General features: G+C 71.0%; 18 protein-coding genes and 3 pseudogenes. 15 read left to right on the forward strand and 6 right to left on the reverse strand.

Annotated features, from left to right (window positions below; genetic code table 11):
- The first annotated feature begins 288 nt into the window (after nucleotides 1-288).
- Nucleotides 289-1263 carry an L-threonylcarbamoyladenylate synthase gene (locus OG295_RS39090; RefSeq protein WP_331738581.1) on the forward strand — a complete coding sequence of 325 codons (975 nt, stop codon included), beginning with the start codon at nucleotides 289-291 and terminating at the stop codon, nucleotides 1261-1263.
- 168 nt (nucleotides 1264-1431) lie between these two features.
- Here OG295_RS39090 and OG295_RS39095 read toward each other — a convergent pair whose 3' ends face one another.
- Nucleotides 1432-2946, reverse strand: a complete 1515-nt coding sequence (locus tag OG295_RS39095; RefSeq protein WP_371681497.1) for a CATRA conflict system CASPASE/TPR repeat-associated protein — start codon at nucleotides 2944-2946, stop codon at nucleotides 1432-1434.
- Nucleotides 2943-3263 (reverse strand): hypothetical protein, encoded by a 321-nt coding sequence (locus OG295_RS39100; protein ID WP_331738585.1) that lies wholly within the window; start codon nucleotides 3261-3263, stop codon nucleotides 2943-2945. The genes OG295_RS39095 and OG295_RS39100 overlap by 4 nt, the downstream gene beginning before the upstream one ends.
- A 183-nt stretch (nucleotides 3264-3446) precedes the next feature.
- Between OG295_RS39100 and OG295_RS39105 the strand changes: the two genes are divergently transcribed.
- Nucleotides 3447-6488 carry a CHAT domain-containing protein gene (locus OG295_RS39105; RefSeq protein ID WP_371681498.1) on the forward strand — a complete coding sequence of 1014 codons (3042 nt, stop codon included), beginning with the start codon at nucleotides 3447-3449 and terminating at the stop codon, nucleotides 6486-6488.
- A gap of 285 nt (nucleotides 6489-6773) precedes the next feature.
- Here OG295_RS39105 and OG295_RS39110 read toward each other — a convergent pair whose 3' ends face one another.
- A complete protein-coding gene (locus OG295_RS39110) occupies nucleotides 6774-7094 on the reverse strand; it encodes a hypothetical protein (RefSeq protein ID WP_371681499.1) in 321 nt (106 codons plus the stop codon).
- A gap of 42 nt (nucleotides 7095-7136) precedes the next feature.
- On the opposite strand from OG295_RS39110, the gene OG295_RS39115 reads away from it, so the two are divergent.
- From OG295_RS39115 to OG295_RS39125, 3 genes and pseudogenes are all read left to right on the forward strand, one after another.
- Entirely contained in the window at nucleotides 7137-7691 is a 555-nt protein-coding gene (locus OG295_RS39115) for a hypothetical protein (RefSeq protein WP_331738591.1), read from the forward strand.
- A 226-nt stretch (nucleotides 7692-7917) separates the two neighbouring features.
- A pseudogene (locus OG295_RS39120) lies at nucleotides 7918-8271 on the forward strand (transposase); the annotation flags it as partial.
- A 151-nt stretch (nucleotides 8272-8422) separates the two neighbouring features.
- Nucleotides 8423-8728: a DUF6247 family protein gene (locus tag OG295_RS39125; RefSeq protein WP_331738593.1), complete on the forward strand. Its 306-nt coding sequence runs from the start codon at nucleotides 8423-8425 to the stop codon at nucleotides 8726-8728.
- 393 nt (nucleotides 8729-9121) lie between these two features.
- Here OG295_RS39125 and OG295_RS39130 read toward each other — a convergent pair whose 3' ends face one another.
- Nucleotides 9122-9940 carry an IS630 family transposase gene (locus OG295_RS39130; RefSeq protein ID WP_371681500.1) on the reverse strand — a complete coding sequence of 273 codons (819 nt, stop codon included), beginning with the start codon at nucleotides 9938-9940 and terminating at the stop codon, nucleotides 9122-9124.
- A gap of 35 nt (nucleotides 9941-9975) precedes the next feature.
- Nucleotides 9976-10386 (reverse strand): annotated as a pseudogene (locus OG295_RS39135) (helix-turn-helix domain-containing protein); the annotation flags it as partial.
- An 11-nt stretch (nucleotides 10387-10397) separates the two neighbouring features.
- Between OG295_RS39135 and OG295_RS39140 the strand changes: the two are divergent.
- From OG295_RS39140 to OG295_RS39175, 8 genes and pseudogenes are all read left to right on the forward strand, one after another.
- Complete coding sequence (locus tag OG295_RS39140) at nucleotides 10398-10985, forward strand: hypothetical protein (RefSeq protein ID WP_371681501.1); 588 nt, start codon at nucleotides 10398-10400, stop codon at nucleotides 10983-10985.
- 199 nt (nucleotides 10986-11184) lie between these two features.
- Nucleotides 11185-11292 (forward strand): annotated as a pseudogene (locus OG295_RS39145) (IS5/IS1182 family transposase); the annotation flags it as partial.
- Between the two features lie 478 nt (nucleotides 11293-11770).
- Nucleotides 11771-14305, forward strand: coding sequence for a DUF6603 domain-containing protein (locus OG295_RS39150; RefSeq protein WP_371681502.1), 2535 nt, complete (start codon nucleotides 11771-11773; stop codon nucleotides 14303-14305).
- A 125-nt stretch (nucleotides 14306-14430) separates the two neighbouring features.
- Nucleotides 14431-16677 (forward strand): hypothetical protein, encoded by a 2247-nt coding sequence (locus tag OG295_RS39155; protein ID WP_331738601.1) that lies wholly within the window; start codon nucleotides 14431-14433, stop codon nucleotides 16675-16677.
- A 56-nt stretch (nucleotides 16678-16733) separates the two neighbouring features.
- The gene (locus OG295_RS39160) at nucleotides 16734-20189 is read left to right on the forward strand and encodes a hypothetical protein (protein WP_331738603.1); all 3456 of its coding nucleotides are present in this window, start codon (nucleotides 16734-16736) and stop codon (nucleotides 20187-20189) included.
- A 62-nt stretch (nucleotides 20190-20251) separates the two neighbouring features.
- Entirely contained in the window at nucleotides 20252-21355 is a 1104-nt protein-coding gene (locus OG295_RS39165; protein WP_331738605.1) for a hypothetical protein, read from the forward strand.
- 250 nt (nucleotides 21356-21605) lie between these two features.
- Entirely contained in the window at nucleotides 21606-22742 is a 1137-nt protein-coding gene (locus OG295_RS39170) for a hypothetical protein (RefSeq protein ID WP_331738607.1), read from the forward strand.
- Between the two features lie 372 nt (nucleotides 22743-23114).
- A complete protein-coding gene (locus OG295_RS39175) occupies nucleotides 23115-23381 on the forward strand; it encodes a transposase (RefSeq protein WP_331739019.1) in 267 nt (88 codons plus the stop codon).
- 533 nt (nucleotides 23382-23914) lie between these two features.
- Here the strand turns inward: OG295_RS39175 and OG295_RS39180 are convergent.
- A complete protein-coding gene (locus OG295_RS39180; protein WP_331738611.1) occupies nucleotides 23915-24142 on the reverse strand; it encodes a hypothetical protein in 228 nt (75 codons plus the stop codon).
- Nucleotides 24143-24305: 163 nt separating this feature from the next.
- Here OG295_RS39180 and istA point away from each other — a divergent pair, with 163 nt between their 5' ends.
- Entirely contained in the window at nucleotides 24306-25724 is a 1419-nt protein-coding gene (istA, locus tag OG295_RS39185; RefSeq protein WP_331738613.1) for an IS21 family transposase, read from the forward strand.
- Entirely contained in the window at nucleotides 25721-26491 is a 771-nt protein-coding gene (istB, locus tag OG295_RS39190; protein WP_331738615.1) for an IS21-like element helper ATPase IstB, read from the forward strand. The genes istA and istB overlap by 4 nt, the downstream gene beginning before the upstream one ends.
- Nucleotides 26492-26512 lie beyond the last annotated feature (21 nt).

Here is a 26512-nt window from a genome sequence, read left to right on the forward strand (position 1 = left end):
ACGGACGTTGCGGCGGCCTCAGGCAACAGGCGCCAGGCGCGGTGTGACGCGGGGCGTGTCCTCGCGGCGCCGCCGGCGTTGGTCGGATGAGGCGTGCGTGGGTCGGCGATGGCGTTCCCCGCCCCGCACCGGGCCGCATCCTCAGCGACGGCGGCATCGGCCTCGTCGGCGCGTCCCTGCCGGTTTCGGGTGCCGGTCGTCCGCGGCACGGCAGGGGCTGAGAGGGGCCGTCCTGCGCGTCGGCATGATGTGGGGCGGGGGCGCAACGGAGAGAGGAAGACCAAGGGCATGGCACACATCGGTGACATCGAGAAGGCGTGCGGCGTGCTGCGTGCCGGGGGCCTGGTGGCCCTGCCGACCGAGACCGTCTACGGTCTGGGCGCCAACGCCGAGGACCCGGTAGCCGTCGCGCGGATCTTCCAGACCAAGGGACGACCCCCCACCCACCCGCTGATCGTCCACATCGCCGCCGCCGAGCAGCTGGACGAGTGGGTCGAAGAGGTGCCCGCGGCCGCGCGCCTGCTGGCGCGGCGCTTCTGGCCCGGACCGCTGACACTGGTCCTGCGGCGCGGCCGGAGGGTCCCCCTGGAGGCGACCGGCGGGCTGGAGACGGTGGCAGTACGCGTGCCCGACCATCCCGTCGCCCTCGCGCTGCTGTCGGCTTTCGGAGGTGGCGTCACGGCTCCGTCCGCCAACCGCTTCGGCGCGGTCAGCCCCACCACCGTGGATCACGTCCGCGCGGAGCTCGGTGACGCCGTCGACTTCGTGCTGGACGGCGGACCCTGCGAGGTCGGCGTCGAGTCGACGATCGTCGACGTCACCGGCGAGAACCCGGCCATCCTGCGGCCCGGCGGGGTGACGCGTGAGGACCTCGAAGCGGTGCTGGGATGCCCGGTCGAGGTCCCTGCGACAACCGGCGTGAGGGTCCCCGGCCAGCACCCCTCCCACTACGCCCCGCGGGCGCGGGTCGCCCTCGTCGAGCCGGAGAAGCTCGTCGCCGAAGCCGAGCTCGCCCAGGGGGCCGGGTACCGGGTGGGAGTCCTTCTTCCTCCGGCTCTCGCCACCGCTCGGGTGAAGGCGCACGCGGTGATTGCCCTCCCCGGTTCGATGCATGCCTACGCACAAGGGCTGTATGGCTTCCTGCGGGACCTCGACCAGTACGGGTGCGACCTCATCATCACCTCCCTGCCCGCCGAGGAGGGCCTGGGAAGCGCGATCGCCAACCGACTCCGCCGTGCCGCAGGTCCCCGGCCCACGGCGTGAGCGAGGCCAAGGCCGGGGGCGGTCAGGATCCGGCGCCAAGCACACCATCAAGGCGGGGAGACGACGAGCCGTGCGCTGCCGCCGGCCGGCCGGTAGGACAGCCCCACCACGCCGAGGCGAGCGCAGGGACCTCGGGGTGCGACCGGCCGGCCCCGACGGGCACGCGGGTCAGGTCCGGCGGCGGAAGGCCGTCGCGCGGAAGGCCGTCGCGCGGAAGGCCGCCGTGATCGCGGCGAGGACCGCCGCGATCACATGGGTGGGGAGGGGCCGGTGGAGCCACCAGGCCGCCGACGACGCCAGCAGCCAGCCCGCGCATGCTCCGGACACAGCGAAGAGCAGCAGGTCGAAGCCCCGCCCGAACGACCGCAGCAGCAGGGCTTCCTGGCGCGGCTGGGCGAGCCACGGCAGGATCAGTGCCAGCGACGCGAGGAAGGCGATCAGGCCCGGCTGCACCGGCTTCGGCACGGGGACCCTGTAGCCCAGGCTCTGGATCGCGGCGAGGGCCAGCAGCAGGGAACCCAGGACGGACGTCTGGCTGAGCGTCAACCGGTCGCGCCGCGCCCGCACCAGCCGGTCCGCCGCCGCCGACCCGCGCCGTGCCACGTCCTCGGCGCGTCGGTCGGCCAGCGCCAGCGACTCGGCGACCGTTCGGATCTGGGCTCGCGCCCACCGCACCAGCCTCAGCTCCGGTGCCACGAGCCCGGAGTTCTCCTCACCCAGCAGGTGCAGCGTCTCCTCGGCCCCTGAGAGGTCCAGCTCACGCCGGCGCAGGCGCCGAGTCGTGGCCGCCGCCTCCTCGCGTACCGCATCCAGCGCGCCGAGTGCGCCCTCCAGGTCCAGCAGCCGGGCCCCGGGGGCGCCCCCTGCCGCCACGGTGCCGGTCGCCCCCACCTCCTCGGCCGCCCGGCCCACCCGCTCCGCGAGTTCCCACGACGCGGGTCCCTCGGCCCGCAGTTCCGCGCACTGGTGTCGGATCCGGGCCGCCACCAGCAGGTGAACGGTCGCCGGGGGCGCGCCGGCCTGGGTGCCCTGCCAGGACCACCTGCTCAGTTCGTCCGCGTCCTCCTCGGCGGACACCGTCAGCAGCCGGCGGTGTCCGGGACTCCAGCCGGAGGGGACCGGCAGCTCCCACACCCTGACGCCGCCCACGGCGACGGCCGGTCCCTCCGGCCCGGGGCCCGGGACCGCGGGGGCCAGTCGGCCGACGAGTGCCTGCGGGGCGAGTGCGGCCATCGTGGCCGGCAGTTCCGCGAGCAATTGCTCGGCACTGCCCAACAGCCCCGGCAACGCCGGCCCGGGGCGCCCTGCGGCGCCCCACCACCGGTCCGCGAGCCCCGCCCAGTCGTGGCGGTCGTCGTTGGGCGCGAGCAGCACCGAGGCGACGACCATGTCGTGGACGGCGGTCACCACGAGCATCTCGTACGCGCCGCCCGCCGACCGCTGCACCGCCGCCAACACGCGCGGACGTGGCTCCACCTGGCCGGATCCGCCACGATCCGGTGGGGGAAGCCGGTTGGGCCAGGCACCCACCGCGTCCACCATCCCCAGCGACCGGGCCGCCTCCCACCACCTCCTCAGCATGACGCCGGCCGGGGTGCCCGCGGCCAAGGCCGCGTCGGTCAGGAACAGCCGGGCCACGAGCGCCGGCCGCCGCGGCACCGGAAACGGGCCGGGACCGCTCACGGCGTACCGGGCGGGTTCGGCGGCGGGGGAGGGCTGGCCAACGCTTCCTCCAGCCGGGCCAGCACGATCAGCACCTCCTCCTTGCCCACGGATTCCGATTCGGCAGGCATCTCACCCTTCGTGAGGACCGGTTCGGCCAGGGCGGCCCGGCGGTGCGCCTTGGCGAAGGCCCCGGCATCCCCGGCCCACCAGGCGTCCTCCAGATCCCGCAGCGCACCCGGCAGGCGAGCGGGGACGCCGTCGTCCAGATTCCACTTGGTCCTGATCGTGACCAACAGCTGTGCGGCCTTGTCCCGTTGCTCGGTGGATATGGTCACTCATCCTCCAACGTGCGTGTGCTGGACGTAGATTCGGCATGTTCGCGGGGGTTCACGGATACGTTCACCCCCGCGGCGCGGGAATGCCTACCCGGGTACCGTCCGGGCAACCCCGCGCAGCTCCGGCGCGCACATCCGGCGTGCTCGACCAGCGACACACCGGCGGGGGCCTTCATGTCACAGGTGGACGCTTTACTGGACCGTGCCCGGGCGCTCTTCACGCTGTACGTGCGCGACGGGAACCCCAGGACGTTCCGTCAGGCGCGGCTCGCGGCCTTCACCGCCGAGGGGGCCACCCGGTTCGGCGGCGTCCCCTCACAGCTCGCCGAGGCCCAGTGGTTGTACGGGCACGTCTGCATGATCGGCGGCCAACGCGGCCACGCGGGCGCGGACGCCCTGGCCGAGGCCGAGCAGCGGCTCCGCGAGGTCGTCGAGGGCACCGCCACCCCGGCGCCCCTGCGATCGACCGGGGTGGACGCGCTCGCGGGCGTGCTGCTGGCCCGCCACCAGGCAACCGGGAACGTCTCGTACCTGCGCGACATGCGGACGATGATCACCCGTGCGCTGGACACCCTGCCGGAGGGGGCGGATGACGACCGCGTCATGTTCCAGTCCCACCTCGGCGTCGCCGAGACCGCCCTGGCCCGGAGCACGGACGACGCCGCGCTCGCCGTCGGCGCCGCACGGCGGCTGCACGAGGCCCTGGCCCTGGTGCCCGAGGGATCCCCGGAGTTCACGGCGATGGCCGCCCAGGCCGCGAACGCGGCAAGCGTCGCCGCGCAGCTGCGAGGGCCGGCTACCGGTGAGCGGGACGCCATCGACGCGCTCGTCGAGGACGCCCGCAGGGCGGTGGCGGCCGCGGAGCGGCTCGACCCCGACGACACCCTTGACGTCCTCGCTCCGGGAGCCCCGTACCTGCACCTCTGCAATGCGCTCTGCCTGCGCTTCGACGCCCACCGGGACCGCGAGGACCTGGCCGAGGCAGAACGGCAGGTCGGTCGTGCCCTGACCCTGGTGCCGGAGGGAAACACCGCCCGGCCGGTGTACCTGATGGCCCGGGGCAGTGTGGCCGTACGCCGCCACCTCAGCGTCGACGGGCAGGTCGAGGGCTCGCGGGAGGAGGCGGGAGCGCACCTCGACCGGGCCGTCGCCGACCTCCTGGAATCGGTACGGCTGCTGCCCGCTTCCGCCCCCGACCGTCCGCAGTACCTCGGGAACCTCGCCCGTGTGTTCCAACTGCGCTACCAGCACGACCTGTTGCGCACGGAGGACCTGCGCGAGGCGATCCGCTGGGCGGAAGAGGCGGTGGAGGCGGTGGCCGAGTCCGGGGGGACGGCCGCCGCCGCGGTCCCCCTGCTGAATCTGTGCGTCGTCCGCGTGCTGGCCTACCAGCAGTCCTTCCACGTGTTCAGCAGGGCTGTGAGCCCGTCGCAGACCGCGCTCGCCGACGCCGTGGGAAGTATGGCCCGCGCCCTGCGCGAGCTGCCCGGCGGTCATCCGTCCGTCGCCAACGTCCACATGATCTGCGGTCAGCTGTTCGAAGAGGTGTTCCGGCGCTCGTCGCGCGAGGCCGATCTCGACACGGCGCTGGACGCGTATGCCGTCGCCGCCCGGCACGCCGGAGGCTCGCTGCTGATCCGGGGCACGGCGGCGGAGTCGGGTGGCCTCCTGGCCCACCGCCACGGTCGCAGTGGGACGGCCACCGCCCTGCTCGCCCTGGCGGTGGAGCTGTTGGAGGCCATGACCGAGCCGACGCTGCTCGGCTGGCACAGCCGGGCCGACCACGTCGAGCAGTTCGGCGGCCTGGCCGGCCAGGCCTGTGCCGCGTACCTCCAGGCCGGGCGGCCCGAGGACGCCCTTGCCGTCCTCGACCGGGGCCGGAGCCTGTTGCTCGCCCCGGTGTGGGGTCTCGCCTCACGCGCGACGGCGCTTCCCGAGAAGGACCTGCGGCTGTATCGCGAGGCCGTGTGGTCCTCCTTCCGCGCCGATCAGGCGGCCGAGGCCGAGCAGGTGACTCTCGCACCCCGGCCGCTGGATCCGCCACCGTCCCCCGGACCATCTCGCGCACAGCCCACCGGACCGGCTGCCACGGAGTCCGGCGGGGCGTACACGGACGCCCGGGAGCACCGGCGGGCGGCGGGCCGGATCCTGGCCGCGTACGGGTCCCGGCTCGCACCCGCGGACGTGGACGTCAAGGCCTTGTCGTCCCGGCTCGGCGAGAGCGCAGTCGTCGCCCTCAACGTCACCGCGCTGCGCGCCGACGCGCTGATCGTCACCTCGGGGGGTGTCGAGGCCCTGTCCCTGCCCCGGCTGACACCCGAGGCCGTCGAGACGTACGCCGCGCGCCTGCAGGTGGCGACCGCTGCCCGCGACGAGGAGTCACTGGACGTACTGGACGAGATCACCCGCCGGCTGTGGGACGACCTCGCCGCGCCCGTGCTGGAACGGCTGGCCCCGCTGAGGCCGGACCGTGTGCGGTGGGTGCCCTCCGGGCCGCTGTGCCTGCTGCCGCTGCACGCCGCCGGACATCACGGGGCCGCCCCGGGCGCGGGCACGACGCCCGACACGGTCCTGGACCGGGTCGTCTCCTCGTACTCGGCGACCCTGCGCGCGCTGGCCCGGGACCTGGCCCGGCCCACCGAACCGGTGGGGCCCGCCCTGCTCGTGGCGCCGGGCGGTTCAGGCCGGATGGGACCGGTGTCCGTCCCGGCACCTCTGTTCGACGGGCCGCAGGCACTACGCCTGTCCGAGACGGAGGCCGTGGCCGACGCGGTGCTGGCGGCGCTGCCGGGACGGGCAGTGGTGCACTTCGCCTGCCACGGCACGAGCGACGCCTCGAATCCGGTGACGAGCGCGTTGCACCTCGCCGGGGGCGACTGGCTGCCGTTCGTCTCCGTGGCACGCACCGACCTCGGCGCGGCGCGGCTGGCGTTCCTCGCCGCCTGCGAGACCGCACTGTCCGGGGACCGGTTCGCCGACGAGGCCCTCAACATGGCCTCCGCCTTCCAACTCGCCGGGTTCCCGCACGTCATCGGGACCCTGTGGAAGGTGTACGGGGACGCCACGGACTCCGTCGCCCGGACCGTGTACGCGGAGATCGCCGACGGTGCCTCCCCCGCGCTCGCCCTCCACCGCGCGGTCCTCGAACTGCGCGCCGCACAAGCGGCCTCGGGCGCGGACCTGGGCCCACTCGCCTGGGCTCCCTTCCTCCACCTCGGCGTCTGACAGGCTGAAGGGACCCACTCACATGAAGCCGACACCGTCCTGCCCGCGCGGTTCCGCCGCCGGACGGCGACCGGGGGCGCGATCACCCGGGTCCTGGTCCTCACGGCGTGCGCGACCGTGGCCCGGGTCGCCGTCCCGGAGGCCTTCGCATCAGCCTGACCCGCGTCAGGACCGGCAGGGCCGGGGCACCGTGATCCGGCAGAGCGGGAGGCTCCGGTTGGCCCGCCTGGCCGGCGTCGTACCTCGCGCAGGACGGGCGCCGGCAGGAGGGATGGACCCTGGTGGTCACTCGCCGGCAGGACGGGGCCGCGCGGTCCGAACCTGGCCTGCCTGCGCCGGCCGCAGGGTGTCGGCGAGCTGGACGACGTACCGGTCGGTCGTCGTGTTCGTGAAGGTGCGCGCCACCAGCGGCCGCGGCAGTGCGGCCGTGTCCAGGCGCAGCTCGATCCGCCGGTCGGCGGAGTCGCTCAGCTGGAAGAAGCGCCGGCCGTCCTCCCCGGCGATGGCGGTGCCCCTCAGCTGCTCCGCGTACAGATCCCGCAGCATCCTCGGCAAGACGGCCTCGGCCTCGCCGAGCAGCTGTCCCCCGCCGGTACGCAGCTCCACTGATCTCCCAGTCCGGCGTGCCGATATGGGTATGATCATGACATGTTGATCGCTCGTTCGGCGCAGGAAGCGCACCTCTACATGGACCTGCACGTCTGTGTCTGCGGCGCTACGCAATTCGATCGGCAGCACCGGTTGGAGGACCGGGAGGGGATCCTGGTCAGCGTGTACGAGGGCACCTGCCCGCAGTGCGGCCGCACGCGCTCGTACGAGTTCACGATGCCCGACGGATGGCCCCCCGCGCCCCCGGCCTTCGGCGGTCCGGAGCCCTCGCAGATCATCGACCCGGGTGAGTTCATGTGGGTCAGCGACCGGTTGTCGACCGAGTCCGGGCTGCGGCTGCTGAACACCCCGCGGGCCGAACACCGCGAGATCCGCCCCACCGCCGCGTACGGGACGGCGGCGCTGGAAGAAGTCGCCAAGTTCCTGCCGGAGGGCGCCGACCGGATCCCGGAGGAACGGTTCACCTCCGAGCGGGGGCGGGAGATCTACGCCAAGGACCCGACGCGGTTCACGCGCAAGGACATCACCGCCGCCCTGGAACTGGACCAGAGGATTCTCGACGGCATCGACCGGTACAGCCCGCCGCTGGGCTGACCGGCCTCCCGGGGCGGTTCAGTCGCGCCGGGGACAGTGCGGGCCGCACCGGCGGTCGGCTCCAGGAGCAGCAGTTCGCTCGTCTCGTCACCTACGACTGCCTTGCCACGACGGGGGACGGCGGCACCGGCTCCGCTACTGACGAGGGTCGGAGTCAGGCGCGGTTCGGGGCCGAAAGTGTCCAAGCCGACGGCTCCACGAACAGGCACCTGATCTCCACGCCTGCACCCTTGCGGACCTGGCGCTGGCTCCCGGGCATCGGCGCGGACGCGGGGCCTTGTACTCCGGGATCAACCGCTGTCGGATCGACGTCGCCCGGCTGCGGCGTGTACTGACCAGTGTCCCGCTTCCCCGAGCAGGTGACGGTCGGCTGGTGCTGGCGGTGGACGTCTGCCCGTGGTTGCGTCCGCATGCCGACACCTCCTCGGACCGCTCCTTCTGCCACACCTTCGGCCGGGGTCTGGGCAAGCACCAGATGGTGCCCGGCTGGCCGTACTCGATCGTCGCCGCGCTGGAGAGGGGCCGGACCTCGTGGACCGCGCTGCTGGACGCCATCGTGCCCGCGGCGCTGCTTCCGGGCGACGCCCTGGCTGCGCACGGGTACAGCAGCGCCCGCCGCGCGGAGGACTCCGGCCTCATGGCAATCCGGCGGCGGAGTACAGCAACAGGGGATCCCCTGTGGACCTTTACCGGTCCCGGTACCGTGGTCAGAAGACACACTGGAGGAGCCCATGAGCGCCCAGCCCGAATACGCGCCCGCACCGCCCCCGGCCCCCGAGCCCACCGCGGCTGTGGAGCTCCTTGCCCGGGTCCGGAAGGACCCCCGGGCCGCACAATGGGTGCCGGCGTTCGAGCAGGACTGGGCCCAGGCCCTGGAGAAGTCCCGGCACAGCTACAGCCTCACCCCGCTTCACGAGGTCGTCCGCGCCTGGAAGGCCCGTCTGGCATCCGCCTCGGCCGTCGATGCATTCATCGCCTCCGGGCTGGACGACTCCGACGGCATCGGCCTGGAAGACGTCCTGGGCGCGCGTTCGTGAGCGCATGGCCGGCCCGACTCTCCCCGCAGGCCGCGAAGGTGCTCACGGCGCTCCCCGATCATGCGGTGGAGATGGTCCGTGATGTCGTCGACCTTGCCTCCCGCGACCCTTGGTCCTTTCCGCCTTTCGCGCGGCCACGCCACCGGCCCGCCTTGCCGGCCCTGAGGGTGCCCTGGATGTGCCCCGTCGAACAGAAGGCCGATGCGGGAGGGCGGACGACCCTTCAACGGCGCCAAGCCGTGTGTCGGTGTCTGACCGGCACTGCCAAGCAGGGCGACCTCCGGGCGGCCGACGAGCGCCACTCCAGCCGATCCCGAAGCGTGCGCGGAGCGCCCCGCCCGGTGATTTTCACCGTCCCTAAGTGGTCGGCTCCGGAAGTCCTTCGGGGGTTGATCACGCCGCGGGCGCGATGGAGGATTCTCCTGGGTGATCGGCGGTTTGCCGGTCGAGCCTGGCCAGCAGATCGTCCAGGTCGTAAGTGGTGAACTTCCACCGGAACGGCTGTGCCGTGGCGTTATAGCGGTCTTCGAAGGCCCGGAGCCGGTCTCGGACTTGGTCGAGGTCCGTGAAGTCGTTGGGTGCCACGACTTTGCGTTGGACGGCGGAGAAGAAGATCTCGACCTGATTGGTCCAGGAGGCGTGGACGGGAGTGTGCACCATGACGGCGTTGGGAAACGCCTTGGCCAGGCGGTCGATGGCGGCCTTCCCCCGGTGGGAGGAGCCGTTGTCGACGATCCAGAAGACGCGTTTCGCGCTGGCATAGGGCTCGGTGGTCATGACCTGGGTGACCAGGTTCATGAAGGGCACGATGCCGGTGGTGGGCTCGCAGCGTCCGAAGACGCGGGCTCGGTGGACGTCGTAGGCGGCGAGGTAGGCCAGTGCGCCACCACGCCGATACTCGTGGTTGACCCGCATTGCACGGGCCTGGCCCGGGGCCAGGGTGGGATGGCAGCGGCAGCGGGCTTGCACGGACGTCTTCTCATCGCTGGAGATCACGTAGTCGTCCTCGTCCAGCGGGACGCCGTCGAAGGTGCGGGCGTACAGGTCCAGGATGCGGGCGGCCTTGGGCTGGAAGGCCGGGTCTCGGATGAAGATCCAGGACCGGTATTGCCAGGGCTTGAGCGCGTCGTCCTTGAGCCGGCGCCGCACGGTGGAGGCGGAGATCGAGCCGCGTTGGCGCGGACCACGACCTCGCGCGCCAGTTCCGGACACGACCAGCGAGACAGCGGGCTGCCGGTCTCGGCGGGCAGTTGGCAGGCCGGCGCCTTGACCTCGGCGACCTGCACCGGGGTGAAGCGGCGCGGGCGCCCTGAACGCTTGCGGTCGGCCAGCGCGGGCAGGCCGCCTTCGGCGAACCGGGCACGCCAGGTGCGTACCGTGTCGACGTGCATGCCCGTCGTGACGGCGATCCTCGCGTTCGAGCGGCCCGGGGCCGCGAGCAGCACGATCGTGGCCCGCTGCCGGTCCTGATGCGGGGTCTTGTGGCCGTAGGCCATCTTCTTCTTGAGTCGGTGGCGCTGGGAGGCGATCAGGGCTATCGGGCAGGCAGCGGTAACGGGCATGCTATTGCGAATATCAGGTAGCGATGGCCAGTTGTGCGGCCAGGCACGGGGCTGAAAGTAGAGCACTGCTCGGCGTGTGCGGTGCGGCGCGGCCATGGGGCTCTACAGTGAGCACGGAGCTCGCTCGAACGGACCATCCACCATGCGGGGGAACCGATTTGGCTGTCCCATGGGACCTTCTGATATCCACCGCAGGTGGCGTCGCGGCCACCGTCGTGGGCGTCATCGCAGGCGGGATCGTCGGGCGACGCGGCCAGAACCGCCAGTGGCTGCAAGGGACACAGACCGCCGCCTACGAGAGGTTCCTGCAGGCGTTCGGCGCTGTGGAAGCCGAGCTCCGCGGCGCGTTCCTTGAGGAGCGCCAGCCTGCCTCTGACATCTGGGGGCCGTTCAATGCCGGAGTGCAGTCGTTGAGCTTGGTGGCAACTCGTGAGGCCGCCGCCGCGGCTGTGGAGCTCTGCGAGGTCGTGGAGGATTTCACCATCCTGTTCCACGGTCGCCAGCCCACCGACCTTGAGGCGCTTCGGCCAATCCACAGCGCGCTGGAGGAGGCACACCTGAAGTTCGTCAACGCGGCCCGACGCTCGCTCGACCCGTCACAAGAGCACCTTGACCGAACGCTGGGCGGCCCATCGCCGTGGCGCGGCGTCGTCTCCTTCTACGCCCGAGGAGCTGTCCCCGACAGGGCCGAGTAGAAGCACGCTTGTCGGCATCACGCGCCACCCAGCGTGCTCTGTGCTGAGGCCGGCGCTGGTCCACCAGTGAGAGCGGTGAGCGGGATGAACGCCGTCCGTGCGCCGAGCTTGCTTGGCGTCGGGCGGGGTCAACCCCCGAAGGACTTCCGGAGCCGACCACCAAGGGCTTGCAGATCTTTGACACGTCGTCTCGGTCTCGATCGTCATCGACGCCGACACCCGCCTCGTCGTCGTGGTCGGCCGCCCACTCGCCCGCAACCGCAACGACTGCAAGGCATGGGAGGAATCCGGCACCAAAGCCGCCGTCTGCAGGGCCGCCGTCTGCAGGGCCGCCGTCGGGCGGGCGGCTCCTGCCTCAAGGCGACCATCGCCGACAAGAACGAAGAGCTCGCCCGATATCAACCCCGACCGCCCTCGAACCCCGTCTTGAGGGCATCCGCCGAACGAACCGCTCGACCCATCAGGCTGGTTCGTTACCGTTCTCGCGCGTCGGCGCCAGGGACGCCCACGGGCAGCCGTGCGTGGTCGTTTGCCATCTCAGGGGTCTTGCGGGCCCGGTAGAAACGCTTCTGCACGCAGGGCGGCGCAGCCCGTGGAGCATCCGCCCACACATGTGGTTTGCGGCTTTCAGCCAAGTTCATCACGCTGAGTCGTTACACATGAGCTTTCAGTGTCCGGCTGGCTAGGATCCTCGCAGCGGACCTCAGGCTTGTCGCCGGACCGGCGCGGACTTCCGCTTTCCCCTTTTGCCGCGAGTAGAGGGTTGGATCGCTGTGACAGCACACGTGGAAGACGTTCGGAAGCTTCTCGACCAGGCGGCGGGCGGGGCGGTCGAGATCCCGGTGTCCGTGTTCGCCGACCCCGACGCTGCGGCGCTTGTCTTTCCGGGCGGCACGGTGCGGATCGACGGTGCGGTGTGTGATCCGAGGGCCCTGTCGGTCGGCGGGCGGGCCGCGGTCACCGCGTCCTCGGCACCGGTGGACATCGCGTTCACCGTCGACGGCGAGTGGGTGACCGGGACCCTGGCAACCGCAGATCTCGGTGAGGGCCGCGCTCTGGTCCTGGTCGACGGCGCCCCGGCCGACACGGACCTGCCCTCCGGTGCCTGGGTCCTGGCGGACGGCCGGGTGCTGCGGCTGACCAGGCGCACGCCCGCGCCGCCGAGCGACCTCGATCGCCTGGACGGCCTGGGCCGCGCCCTGCCGCCGGTGAAGCACCGCGGCGGAGCCGCCCGCGACCGCGCCCCGCAGGCGCTGGTGACCGAGAACGGCATCCTCGCCCCCCGCTCCGGACCGCGGCGCCGCAAGGGCATGCGGGTCCTTGAGGCGCCGTCTGTGCGCGGCTGGTCGCCGATCGGCACGCCCGGCGGCGACAACGGCCTGAGCGTCGACTACTACAACCCGCCGCTGCGGATCGCCGGCGCGCTGACCGCGCTGCCGGCCTCCCCGCCGTACAAGACGGTGGTCGGCGGGGTACTGCTGGTGGACACCGGTGCGTTCAACGGCTCGGCCATGGGCGCTTACGTCGTCCCCGACGGCACCGGCGCGGATCCGTCGCTCTTCGCCTACGGCTCCCTCGGCAGCCAGACCGGCTTCGGGCCGCCGCTGTTCCAGGTGCGCGGCATCTCGGCCGGGTTCGGCTGGAACAGCCGCGTGCGGGTCCCGGCGGCCGACGCGCTGGGCGGTTTCCCGTTCCTGATCGCACTCGACAACCCGGGCGAGATCGGGGCCGATGACGAGGAGGTCGACCCGCTCAAGGTCCTCGGAGAGTTGATCGGCGGCTCCAACCCGTGGGTACGGCCGCAGGAGGGCGACCTCTGGTTCGCCGCCGGCCTGGCCTTCGACTGCTTCGAGACCTTCAGTGGCCGCGCCATGGCGCTGGTGCAGACCGGCTCCGACCTGACGATCAGCCTGCTGGGCGTCGCCGGGATGCAACTGCCCACCAAGAGCGACAAGAAGATCGCCCGGGTGGAGATCGGCATCGAGGCCACCCTGCGCCCGACGGCCGGGGAGCTGAGCATCGGCGCGGCGTTCACCGAGAAGACGTTCCTCATCGACCCGAACTGCAAGCTGCGCGGCGGCGTCGGCATGAAGTTCTGGTTCGGCAACCACCCGCAGGCCGGCGACTTCGCGTTCCTGCTCGGCGCAATCCCCGCAGGCCGGGAACTGCCCGCCCGCTACCCCCGCCAGCAGCCGGCCGGTCTGACCTGGGGCGTCGGCTCGACGGTCAACATCACCGGCAACGCCTATGCCGCGTTCACCCCCAAGTCCCTGATGGCCGGCGGCTCCCTGGACGTCGTCTTCCAGTCCGGCATGCTGCGCGCCTGGCTCTCCGCCCGGGTGGACGCCCTGCTGGAGTGGAACCCCTTCTACTTCGACGTGGGCATGGGGATCCGGGTCGGCGTCTCCGCGACCATCAAGATCTGGTTCGTCAAGATCAGGATCTCGATCGAGGTCGGCGTCAGCGTTCGGATCTGGGGGCCCGCGGTGGGTGGCGAGGCCACCGTCCACCTGTGGTTCATCTCCTTCACCATCGGCTTCGGCGCCGGCCGCCGCAACCAGACCCCGGCGCTGGACTGGGGCGGCTTCCAGGGCATGCTGCCGCCACCCGAGAACATGGTCCGCACCACGGCTATCGCCGGATACACGGGCGAGGGGACCCCGGCCACCCGCGGCGCCATCAAGCCGTGGCTGGTCAGCAACGGCGGCTTCACCTTCACCGCCGACACCCCGGCCCCCGTCAGCAAGGTCTACCTGAACCAGGGCGGCGACACCGTCGAGGTCGCCACCGGCACGACAGTGGACATCCTGCCCATGCACGTGCGGGGCAAGGGCAGCGAACTGCGCGTGTGGCTCACCTACAACGGCCAGCCGTCCCTCCTGACGCCCTGGGGCCGTTCCGTCCTGCGCGGCAACGTGCCCAACGGCCTGTGGGGCCAGCGGCCGGACGCGCCCAACGACGGGATCATCCCCGACCGGATCCTCGGGATCCGGCTGACCTCGCCGCCGGTCGACCACGGCACCGACACCGGGTTCCTCGACGAGCAGGCCATCTCCTTCGACCCGATCAACCCCGACGGCAACCAGCCGCTGTCCGCCGGCGAACCGGCCACGGGCCCTGAGCCGAAGCGGCCCGGCGGGGTCATCGCCGCGATCCAGGACGGCATCGACACCACCGCCACCCGCACCAACCGCACCGCCCTGGCCCAGGCCCTGACCGGTCTCGGTGCCGACCTTGGCGTGCTCGACACCGACCTGAGCGGCTACGCCCTCGCCGCGGGCACCGCCTTCACCGCCGAGCCGATGCTCATCGCCGGCTGACCGGACGAGCCGCACCGGGCCACCCGCCATGACAGCGGCGGCCCTCGCCGAGGCGCGCCCAAGGCCGCGCCGTCTCGTCACCACCACCGGATCCCACCGCTGCGTCCTGTCGAAAGGCACGCCTCGTGACCACCACGTCCGAACCCGCCCCCCAGCCGCGCACCAGCGCACCGGCGGCCCAGCACCGCACCCGGTTCTTCGACCACCGCATCCCCTCCCTCTACGCCGGACGCTACCGGATCGACAACCGCCAGACCCTCAAGGACCTCGACGGAGCGGACCGCGTCATCGACGCCACCCCGCAGCCCTTCGACGTCGTCCAGCCGCGCTTCAGCTTCGACCCGACCGGCATCAACGCGCAGTTCCCCGTGCCGGACGCCGCCGGCACCTACAGCCAGACCCTCGCCCACATCAACCTCGACGCCCCCGGCCTGCCCTGGAACCGCCCCCTGGGCCCGGGCCAGCCGGCCGCCGTCCCGTGGATGGCCCTGCTGCTGTTCCGCGAGGACGAACTGCCCGAGGACCCGGACGCGGTGGGCCTGGTCAAGGCCGGCACCGTGCGCCGTCTCCTGGACGGCGCCCTCGGCGCCGGCAAGCCCCCCGCACTCCCGCCGGAGAGCCTGCGCCCCGACGAGTACGACGAGCAGTGCGCCACCGTCCTCGTCCCCAAGACCCTGTTCGACGCGGTGAAGCCGCTGCCGGCCGAGATGGGCTACCTCGCGCACCTGCGCGAGGGCGGGCGCCCCGACGCCACCCGCACCGGCGCGGACCCCGAACCCGACGAGGGCGAACTCAACGCCGTCCTCGTCGCCAACCGCTTCCCCGCCGCCACCGGCGGGCGGCACGTCGTCCACCTGGTCTCCCTCGAGGGATTCGACCAGCACCTGACCACCCCCGCGCCCACCGAAGGCGTACGCCTGGTCTCCCTCGCCTCCTGGTCGTTCACCACCGAACCCGACTCCGGCGTCGGCTTCGGCGACCTCGCCCAGCACCTGGCCACCGCCGACGGCACCATCCCGCGTCCCGCCGATCAGCTGCGCCTGCGCGTGCCGACCGCCGGCCCGGCCAATCCGGCCGGCCCGCAGAAGGAGGCCCTGGACCGCATGGCGGGCGGGGCCGTGGCCCTGCCGCAGCGCCTGGAGAGCGGTGAGCGCACCCTGGCTTTCTACCGCGGCCCGCTCATCGCGCAGCCGGCGCAGGGGCTTCCCGCACCAACTGCCACCCGCCTGGACTCCCCGGGTGAGGCGCTGGTCTACCTGCAGCAGTACGGCGTCTTCGACACCGCCTACGCCGCCGCGTTCACCACCGGGCGCACCCTCGCCCTCGCCGACGCCGAGTTCCGTACCGCCCTGCTGGAGTTCCGCTCCGCCGCCCGCACCGCAGCCCGCCGCCTCGCCTCCCACCCAGAGCTCACCGCCCGCGCCGCGACCGCACTGACCAGCCGTCACCTCACCGCACCCCTCGCCTTCGAGGCCTTCGACCGTCTCCTCGTGGACGGCGACACCCGCTCCGGCGACAGCCGCCTCGCGCAGGCTCTCGACCAGGCCGGCCCGCAGCTGCGCGCCGGCCGCCGCCGCACCGCAGCCCGCACCCGTCGCACCATCGGCGACACGCGTGCCGTACTCGCCCAGCCCGGCGTCGCGAGCCTGCTCACCCAAGCCGCCCCCGACGAGTTCAAGAAGGTCACCGCCTGGCTGGACGCGCTGCGCCGCCTGGAGCTGCTGGGCCTGACCCACCTGGTCCCCGATCCTCGCGCGCTGCCGGCCGAGAGCATCCGCTTCGCCTACATCGACACCAGCTGGGTGCGGGCGGCCGTGGACGGTGCGCTGAGCGTCGGCGTCGGCCACACCCTGGACGCCGACCTCAACGCCCTCGCCACCGGTGGCGGACCGGTCCCGAAGTGCGCGGTGCTGATCAACTCCAGCCTGGTGCCGAACTGGCCCCACACCATCGTCACCGCCTACCGGGGTTCCAATGTGGTGGAACCGGTGCGCGACGCGGTGTTCGGCACCGAGATCCGCCTGCTGCTCTACCCCGAGGTGATCGACCGCTTCGAGATGGCCGAACCCCCACGCGGCCTGTGCTTCGGCCTCAGTGACATCGGCACCATCGAGCTGCGCCAGATCACCGGGGACCGGATCGGCCACCCCATGGGAGAGTTCCCGCCCCCGCCCCCCGCGGACGACAGCCGATTCCGCCGCTTCCTGCGGCCCGGCGAGCGCGACGTCCTCAACGTCGATGGCGCCGGCGATGCCCTGGTGCCCGCCCTGTCCACCGCCCACGGGCTCACCGGAGGCCGGCGGATCACCTCCGCCCAGTTCGCCCTCCAGATGATCGACGCCCCGCAGGCGCAGACCTTCTCCCGGCCCTGAGCCCTGCCCCGTTCCCGCGCCGTACTGCCAAGCGCTGACCGAAAGGACCTCGGGCCATGTCCGTGGACACCACCCTCATCGTGCCGGTCGAGGTCGCGGCCCTCGCCGTCAACCGGGCCACTCGCGACACCGCAACCCCGCACGTGTTCCACCGCTGGATCACCAACTTCAGCAGCATCGGCGAAGGCGTCCCCGCGGAGCCCGCCCCGTTCTCCAGCCCCGAGGAGTGGACCGGCCGGGAGGACCGCCTCGGCGTCTACCTCCAGTGGGAACTGCCCGCCGCCCTCACCCGTGGCCGCCACGACGAGGAGGAAGGCGTCGGTGACTTCCCCCTGGTGCCCAACCGGTGGCTCGTCGTACGCCACGCCGACAGCGCCCGGAAGCTCAAGGCCTGGATCGTCGAGAGCGACTACCTCGACCCCATGAACGGCACCGTCTCCTTCCAGGACCCCGACAGCGAGGAAGCCGCCCCGACCCTGATCGGCAAGTGCCACGAACTCGCCGGCCCCTGGCGGGAACCGGCCGACGCGCACGCCCCGTTCCTCACCGCGATCGGCCCCGGACTGCTGACCTTCTCGGTCTTCCAGCCCTACAACAGCAACGTCTTCTCCCTCCACGACACCCTCCTCGACGAAACGAGCGGCGAACCGCCCGCGCGGGAGCGGCTCAGCTACCTCGTCGCCGGCTGGTACGCCCAGCCGGGCAGCGACATCCTCGCCGGCACCGACGACCTCGCCGCGCTGCTGGAGCGCCTGCAGTGGAAGCCGCCCGTCGGCTCCGGCGGCGGCATCCGCTCCTCCGTCTACTCCGGAACGGTCCTGGGCCTGGACTGGAACCTCACCGGCCCCGTCCCCGAATCGCCCTGCCCGGCCCCCGCCGACGTCACCCCGATCGTGTCCAACAGCATCGCCGAAGCCGTCGCCGAACTCGGTGCGCAGGCCGCCGGCGAAGGCGCGCTGTCCGGGGACGAGGCCGACCTGTTCCGGGCGTTCCTGCTCGGCGGCATCGACGCCCTGGAAGAGCGCGACCGGCCCGAGGCCGACATCCTCACCGACCGCCGCGCCCACGACAGCGCCTTCGGCCCCGTGCCCGGCGGATACCGCTGGTTCATCGGCGAACGCGGAGAGGAGACCGGCCGCACCACCTCCCGCGCGGCCCGCGCCGCGGAGGCCGACACCGTCGCCGACCTCAACCGTCGCCAAGCCGCGCACGACGCCACTGAAGCCGAGCTCGACACCGCCCGTGAGCACCTCTACCACCTGTGGTGGCTCAGCCACCTGCGCAAGAAGTCCCAGGAATTCACCGGCCGGATCGACGACGAACTCGACCCCGGCAACGCGGACGGCGCAGCCGGACGTGTCGTCGCCCTCGCCCACGAGCTGGCCGGGCAGCGCGCCGCATTGCCCTGGGGCAAGAGCGAGACGGATCTGGCCGCGCGCATCGACACCCTGTACCCGGCCTACGGGACCCGGGAAGCCCGCCGCCTGATCCGGGTGCCCGTCGAGGACTTCGAGTACAGCGCCGACCCGGTCCTCACCCTCCAGGGCGCCAACCTGCACGCCCCGCTCACCCGCGACACCGCCCTGCCCTGCCGCACCCCCGAACGCGTGGTCACCCGCGCCTCCGGCATCACCACCACCGACGTCGCCGCCACCGCGGCCCAGATCAACCTCACCGGTCAGCAGCCCCCCTGCTTCCCCGCTCTGCTCAGCGAGTTCCTCATCCTCGACCGCGCCCTGAAAACCGGGGCCATCCGGGACGTCACCGGCACCCTGCCCGAGTACGGCACCGCGCCCTGGGCGATGCCCTGGCAGCCGCTGTTCCTGCTGTGGAAGGCCGAATACTTCCCCCTGCCGCTGCGCGACGGTGACACGGCACACTGGGAGTTCATCGACGGTTCCCGCTACCAGTGGAAGGGCACCGGAGAGCCCGGCACCCCGCTGGTCGTCTCCGGCCGCCAGATCCTGGCCCCCAGCGCCGGCCACATCGTCGAAGGCACCCTGCAGAGCTACGCCCGCGTGCGCGACCAGCTGCCCGCCGACGCCCTGCGGAGCGTCCGTACTCAGGCCCGGGAGGCGGACTACCTCTCCCAGGTCCTCGACGGTTTCGGCGCCGCCATCGCCCAACGCCAACCGCTGGCCGGCCTCCAGCCCGCCGGCGACCTCGCCACCCTCATCGGCAACGGTGACTACCCCCCGCCGGACCCCGGCCCCCTGAAGGCCAGCGACTGGGACCCCGACCCCGTCTCCACCTTCCAGGACCTGCGCGCCGGCCAGCTCGCCTTCCTCGACCTGGCAGTCGTCGACCGGTTCGGACGCTCCGTCAACCTCATCACCAACGCGGCGCACTTCCGCCCCGAGATGCCCGACACCATGCGCCCGGCCCACCCCGTCAGCGACTACGACTCCGACCGGCTGGTCGAGCTCGGCCCGCGCCTGCTCCAGCCGGCCCGGCTGCGCTTCGACTTCCTCGCCGCCACCACCGACGAGGACACCGACCTGACCCCAGGCGCCAACCCCGTCTGTGCGTGGCTGCTGCACAACCGCCTCGACCGGTCCCTGGTCGTGTACGCCCCGGACGGGGCCGCGCTCGGTGAACTGCGCGTCACCCTGAACGCCGGAGGCGGGCGGGAGGTCTCCTGGTCCGCCCTGCCCGGCTCCGAGGTGGCCCGGTTCGAACAGCTGCAAACGGTGGCTCCTCACCCCTACCGGCTGCTCAACGCCGTGAAGACCCGCGGCCCGCAGACCTTCGACGCGTTCCGCGCCACCGTCGACCGGGCCCTGGAGACCATCGACCCGGACGGCCCCGCCGACCCCGGCCTCGGCTTCCTCCTCGGCCGCCCGCTCGCCCTGGTCCGCACCCGCCTCACCATGAACCTGCGCGGCCCCCTGCGCACGGACGTCAGCTGGCAGAACCTCTTCGAGCCCTCGCCCTCCGAGCTGCCCGGCTACCCGTGGGCGATCCGCCTCGGCGAGGCGCAGCAGAGCGACGACGGCCTGGTCGGCTACGTCCTCGACGACGACTACGAGCACTTCGAGACGGTCATCGCCCCCTCCGCCGGCGGCGGGCAGTACCTGCGGCCGATCGGCGACAAGCCCAGCCTGGAACTGGACTTCGGTGACCACAACACCGCGGTCGCCACGGTGCTGCTGGACCCGCGGGCGGCCGTGCACGCCACCACCGACATCCTCGCCACCAAGAAGGTCTTCGTCCCGCAGGAGTTCACCGCTCAGGCGATCGCCCGCATGAGCGTGAACTTCCGCACCGGACCGCTCCTGGCCGCCACCACCACCCTGCGCGGCGACCGGGGCGAGAGTGAGGAAACCGTCCTCATGCCGGTCCCGGCCGGCGTCGTCGGCACCTGGAGCTGGTCCGAGAACCGCGGCGGTGAGTGGGAGAAGCTGCCGATCCTCAGCCAGGACCAGTACGACCTCCCCCTCGCCGAACCCGAGATCCGCTCCGGCTTCCTCACTCTGGACGACGCCGTCGCCCACAGCCGCACCGACCACTGAGAACCCGCCACGCGCCGCCCCGGGACGGGGCGGCGCGCCCGCCACGCTGAAGGAGCCCCCTTGTGACCGTCGTGACCCAGACCCAGGACGCCGACACCTCCGCGGCCAATGACCCGTTGCTGTCCTACACCGTCAGCACCACCCCGAGCCCGCTCAAGGCATCGCCGGAGAATCCGCAGGTCCCCGAGGAGATCGGGGAGGTGATCATTTCCGTCGCCCGGCAGAGCGGCACGCCGGCCGATGTCGAGTGGATCAGGGTGAAGGTCCCGGCCGGGACGATGGCACCCGACCTCGCCACCGACCTGAACAAGATCAGCCCCCGCATCAGCCTCACGGGCTGGACCGTGCGCCTGGACGCGGCCGCCAAGGAGTTCGTCTGCGCACCCGCCGGAAGCCACGCACCCATCGGCCCCGACACCGGGTTCACCATCCAGCTGTCCGACATCCCCGTCAGCCGGAAGGTCGGCACCGCCCCGGTCACCATCACCGAACGCTCCCGCACCGGGAGCTCCGCCTTCCAGGACCGCACCACCATCTTCAACCTCGGCAAGTTCCCCGCCGACTTCTACCTGCGCAACTTCCTGTGCGAGCCGTCCATCATCGCCAACGGCGGCGACGTCAAGCTCACCTGGGAACGCTCCGCCAACGCCACCTACGAACTCCTCTACGGCGACGTCAACCGCGACGTCACCAACCGGACCAGCCTCGACATCGAAGGCATCAAGTCCGACACCACCTTCTACCTCCGCGCCACCACCGGCGACCCCACCAACCCCGTCATCCGCATCATCTCCGCCCAGGTCACCGTCACCCGGCCCGACCTCGAAGTCGGCAACCTCACCGTAGGCGGTGAACTGGCGATCACGGGGAAGGTCCTCACGCGGCAGGCACTCTACATTGGACTCAAAGAGCGGTGGCTGAAAACCGTGGCGAAGACCGATGGCATCCTCACCGCACGGCTCCAGGGAGCCATTGGCGCAAATCTCTATGTCGACGCAGGCCGGGGCCTCCACTACCTGACGCCCCTCGGGGACGGGCACAGCCCCTACCTGTCGATCCCGGTGCTCAAGGGTGAGGAAATCAAGCTCAAAGCCTCCACGAACGCCAACCCGAGCGTCGAGTGGTTCGGGTTCGGAAGGGATGAACTGGCTACTCCCTACCCGTAGACCGCGATCGCCGGCATGAGACAAGCCCCCGCGGCGAACAGCGCGAGAACCGCGGGGGCACCTGGCACAAGCTGCCCATGCTCAGCCAGAACAGTACGACCTCCCCCTCGCCGAATCCGAGATCCGCTCCGGCTTCCTCACCCTCGACGACGTCGTCGCACACAGCCGCGTCAACCGCTAAAGAACACTCCGTTGTTGTGCGCCATCCCGCGCCCGGGGCGGCGCGGCCACCGAACCCCGAGGAGTTTTCGTGACCCTGATCGTCCAGATGCAGGACGCAGGCACCGCCGCCAACGACCCCCTGCTGTCGTATGCCGTCACCACCACCCCCAGCCCGCTGAAGGCCTCACCGGAGAACCCGCAGGCCCCGGAGGAGATCGGGGAGATCGTCATCTCCGTCTCCCGGCAGAGCGCCACCCCGGCGGATGTGAGGTCGATCCGGGTGAAGGTGCCGGCCGGCGCCATGTCGCCGGACCTCGCCACCGACCTGGCGAAGGTCACCCCGAGGATCAGTCTCACCGGCTGGAGCAGCCACCTGGATGCCGCAGCGAAGGAGTTCGTGTTCTCGCCCGCGGCCAGTCACACGCCGATCGGCCCGGACCTCGGCTGCACCATCCAGCTGTCCGACATCCCGGTCAGCCGCAAGGTCGGCACCGCTCCCATCACCCTGACGGAATCATCCCGCACCGGATCCTCCGCTTTCCAGGACCGGACCACCGTCTTCAACATCGGGAAGTTCCCTGCCGACTTCTACCTGCGCAACTTCCTGTGCGAACCCTCGATCATCCCCAACGGCGGTGACGTCAAGCTGACCTGGGAACGCTCCGCCAACGCCAAATACGACCTGCTGTACCCCGGTGTCGAACGGGACGTTACCGACCGCTCCAGACTGGAACTCGAGGACATCAAGTCCGACACCACCTTCTACCTCCGCGCCACCACCGGCGACCCCACCAACCCCGTCGTCCGCATCCTCTCCACCCAGGTCAGCGTCCTCAGGCCCGACCTCGAAATCGGCAACCTCGACGTAGGAGGCACCCTCAACGTCGCCGGCGGCTGGTTCGAGGATTCCGTCGACCTGCCCACAGATCCCACGGGCAACGGTGTCCGGCACTACGTCGTCCCGGACGACGGATTCTTTGAAGGGTGGGTAAGACTGGAGCCCAGCCAAAACACACACCACGTGTTCCTGCGCGTGTGGAATTCCCATGACTACACCAAGGTGTCGCAGGCAACCGCGTACAGCGACCCGCGCGACGCACAATACGCCTCTCTCTTCAGGACGGCCCGGAAGGGAGAGAGCATTTACATTGCCAGGAGTGGCCCCGTCGAAAATACCGGCTTTGAGGCCCACCTGAGGTTCACGCGGATGGGCCGCAAGAGCTGAACGGCCCTGGCCCGCCTCGCACAGCGAGCTCGCCTGTCGCACGTGCGTGACCGGACAACCGGCAGACAAGACACCGGTGAGCTTCCCCAGGTTCAACACGCTGACCCTCCCGGGGAATGCACCAGCCGCACCGCAGTACGCAATGCGCGATGGCTGATGGCCGGCACCGGCCCGACGGTGCGCGCGCACCGCACCGCGATGCGCACCGTGGTGCGCTCGGCGGCCGGCCGACTGGCCGATGGTGCGGCCCCGGTTCTGAGATAGCGTTCCATCCCTTTGTTTCATCCTAGATTGCCGGTTTGAGGATGGTTCATGTGCCTCGCCATGTGAGGGTGGATTCCTGGGTGAGGGCCTCACCGACGCCCCGAGGCCCTGCTCGGCGACAAGGGCTACGACTCCAACCCGAACCGGGAAGAGCTGCGCAAACGCCGGATCCTGCCCGTCATCTCCCGCAGGGGATGCCCGAACACCAAAGACATGGGCAAGCTCCGCTACGTCGTGGAGCAGACCTTCGCCCTGCTCCACCAGTTCAAACGACTCGCCGCCCGCTGGGAACGCCTCACCGAACTCCACGACGCCTTCGTCTCTCTTGCCTGCAGCCTCATCTGGTGGCGCCGGCTTAAGAAGGCCCGCTCATGATCCTGTTACGAGCTCTCAGCGCGGCATCAAGGTTGAAGCCGAGCGGCTCCGCGAGGCCTTCCGCCAGGACTGGGCCCCCAGCCGCCCTTGGTCGAGGACGAACTGGGCAGGCAAATGCTTGCGCTCCTGGGCCAGCTCACGGCCGCCTGCGCCGCCGCAGACGAACTCGCCCAGGCGGTGGAGGAAGTCTTCCCGCAGCATCCTGACGCGGAGAGCACTCCGACTGGCACGCCGCCGCCCAGCGCAACCTATTCGACCGGCTGCTCGGCCGGCTCCACCACTGCCCCAAGAACCGCCGGCTTCGACGAATGCGCCACCTTCCCCCCCTCGGACGAAGCCCTCAGTACGGCGGTCGCATAGGCCGAGGACCGATCAAGTCGGAGGTTTCACCCAGGGAGCCAGACGTTCCCAGACTGCCAGATTCTCGCGCCAGTAACGGAAGACGGTTCCCTGGACGATGTCGAGCTGTCCGGCTGCGACCAGGCCGGAGGCCAGACTCGGCCCGCCCGCATCGGCCTCGAAGGCAATCACCGTCAATCGGGAATCACCAAACCAAGCTCACGCAACTGCGGAAGGCAGGCCTCCAGACACGCCTCCAGAGAGACGGCGTCCGTGCGAACCAGGAGATCATCCCGCAACGGAGCCCCGCTCGCGACGAACGTCCAGGGCTTCGTCGCATGGCGCATGCGCTCGGCGTCGACCTTGAACAACACCGTCACACCCTGCTCTGCCAACGACTCCATGACCCGCGCTACGTTCATCGCGTCTCCACCCCCTGCCTGAAATCGAACAGCCAGAAGTGTCGGCGTACACGTGAACGTCCCCACCCGCGTACGGATGAAAAGGGACAGTTGCTGATGCGTTGAGACCTGCTGCTCGGCACTCTGCTGCTTGGTCGGTGAGAGGCGGCAGGAGGCGGTCGAGGTGGTTCTGGATCCGCATCGTTGGTTGGAATTGCGGCGCTTCCGGAGTCTGTTGGAGTCCGGGGCGATCAGCCTGTCAGAGGTGGCCCGGGAGACCGGGCTGGACCGGAAGACGGTCCGCAAGTATCTGTCGGCACTGGGGCCGGCGACCCCGCCACGGCGGTCGCCGAGCGGGCGGTCGAAGGCGAGGGTGATCGACGAGTTCGCTCCGCTGGTCGACTCGATGTTGCGGGCGGAGATTCTGATGAAGGCTGCGGTGATCCACGGGCGGCTGGTGGCGGAGTACGGGTTCACCGGCAACTATCAGCGGACCAAGCTCTACGTTCAGGAAGCCCGGCCTCGGATCGCCCAGGAGCTCGGCATCACGCCGAAGGAACTTGCCGGGATGCACCGCCGGTTCGAGGTGATCCCGGGCGCCCAGGCCCAAGTCGACTGGGGCGACGAGGGCAAGATCCTCGCCCACATGGGCATCCGGAAGGTCTACTCCTTCCACATGACGCTGTCGTACTCGCGCGACCCGTTCCGCTGCTTTACCACCAGCCAGGACCTGCAGACCTTCTTCGACTGCCACCGCCGGGCCTTCGCCCATTTCGGCGGGGTGCCGATGACGATCGTCTACGACCGCACGAAGACGGTCGTGCGCCGACACGTCGCACCGGGTGAGGCCGTCCCGCTGCATCCGGAAGCGGTCGGGTTCGCCGGCCATTACGACTTCGACATCGACGTCCTGGCCGCCTACCGGCCCACCGGCAAGGGACGCGTCGAACGGCAAGTCCTCATCGTCCGCGATCATGTCTTGTCCGGCCGGTCCTTCTCCTCCGTCGAGGAGATGGACGCTGCCTTCGCCGCATGGGTGCCGCAGCGGCGGGCTCAGGCCCACAGGACCCACCAACAGATCATCGGAGAGCGGGCGGCCCGCGATCACGTGGCTCTCAAGCCGCTGCCTTCGACTCCGTATCTGGTGGCCGAACGGCACCTGCGGCCGGTCGGCAAGGACTGCCTGGTCGCTTTCGGCGGCAACCTCTACTCGGTGCCTGCCCGCAGGGTCCGACCGCGTCAGCTGGTGGAGATCCGGGCCACGAAATCGCAGGTCATGCTGCACTCCACCGTCGCTGACTCGACTGGCGAGACGCTGCTGGCCACCCACCCGCGGGCGGTCGGCCGCGGGGTCTGCGTCGTCGACGAGGCCCACTGGGACGGTCTGCCCACCGGCAAGGGACGCCGCACCACCACCGGCGATGTCCTGCCCCGGCCCCGCCAGGAGCGTCCACGGGGCGAGGAGGCCGGACCCCTGCAGGCCCTGCTGAACCGGGCCGCAGCCACCCGCATCGAGGTCGGCCGCAGGCCGCTGTCGGTCTACGACGAGCTGACCGGCACCCGTCCCTTCACCACCCGTCCGAGCACGAGGGAAACGTCTTGAGCGAGCTGGTCTCCACCCGCATCCGCAACACGGCCGGCAAGCTCGGCCTGCCCCACCTGGCCGAAACGATCAACGAGTACACCCGCCGGGCCGACGAGGGGAAGATGGGCTACCTCGACTTCCTCGACCTGGTTTTGTCCGAGGAACTGGCCGTCCGCGACGACCGCCGCTTCCGTCAGGGCCTGCGGCTCTCGAAGCTGCCACACCACAAGACGCTCGACGAGTACGACTTCTCCTTCCAGCCCGACCTCGACCCGCGCAAGGTCAAGGACCTCGCCACCCTCTCGTTCGTCGACGGCAAAGCGAACGCCGCCCTGCTCGGGCCGCCCGGGGTCGGCAATACACACATCGCCGTCGCTCTCACGGTCGCAGCCTGCCGGGCCGGCTACTCGATCTACTTCACCAGCCTCGACGACATGGTCCGCAATCTCAAAACCGCCGAGGCCGCCGGACGGCTGACGAACAAGCTCGGCACCTACCTGCGGCCCAGCGTTCTCGTCGTCGACGAAGTCGGCTACCAGCCCCTTGAACGAGCCGAGGCAAACCTGGTCTTCCAGGTCATCTCCAAGCGCTACGAGAAGGGCTCCATCATCCTGACCTCGAACAAGACCTTCAGCGAATGGGGCCAGGTCTTCGGCGACGAGGTCCTCGCCACCGCCATCCTCGACCGGCTCCTCCACCACTGCGAAGTGATCTCCATCAACGGCCCCAGCTACCGGCTCAAGAACCGCCTCAAGGCCATCGAGCGGGACAACGACGTGGCCTGACGACCCACGTCGATTCCTGCG

Source organism: Streptomyces sp. NBC_01276 (assembly GCF_041435355.1).
GTDB lineage: Bacteria > Actinomycetota > Actinomycetes > Streptomycetales > Streptomycetaceae > Streptomyces.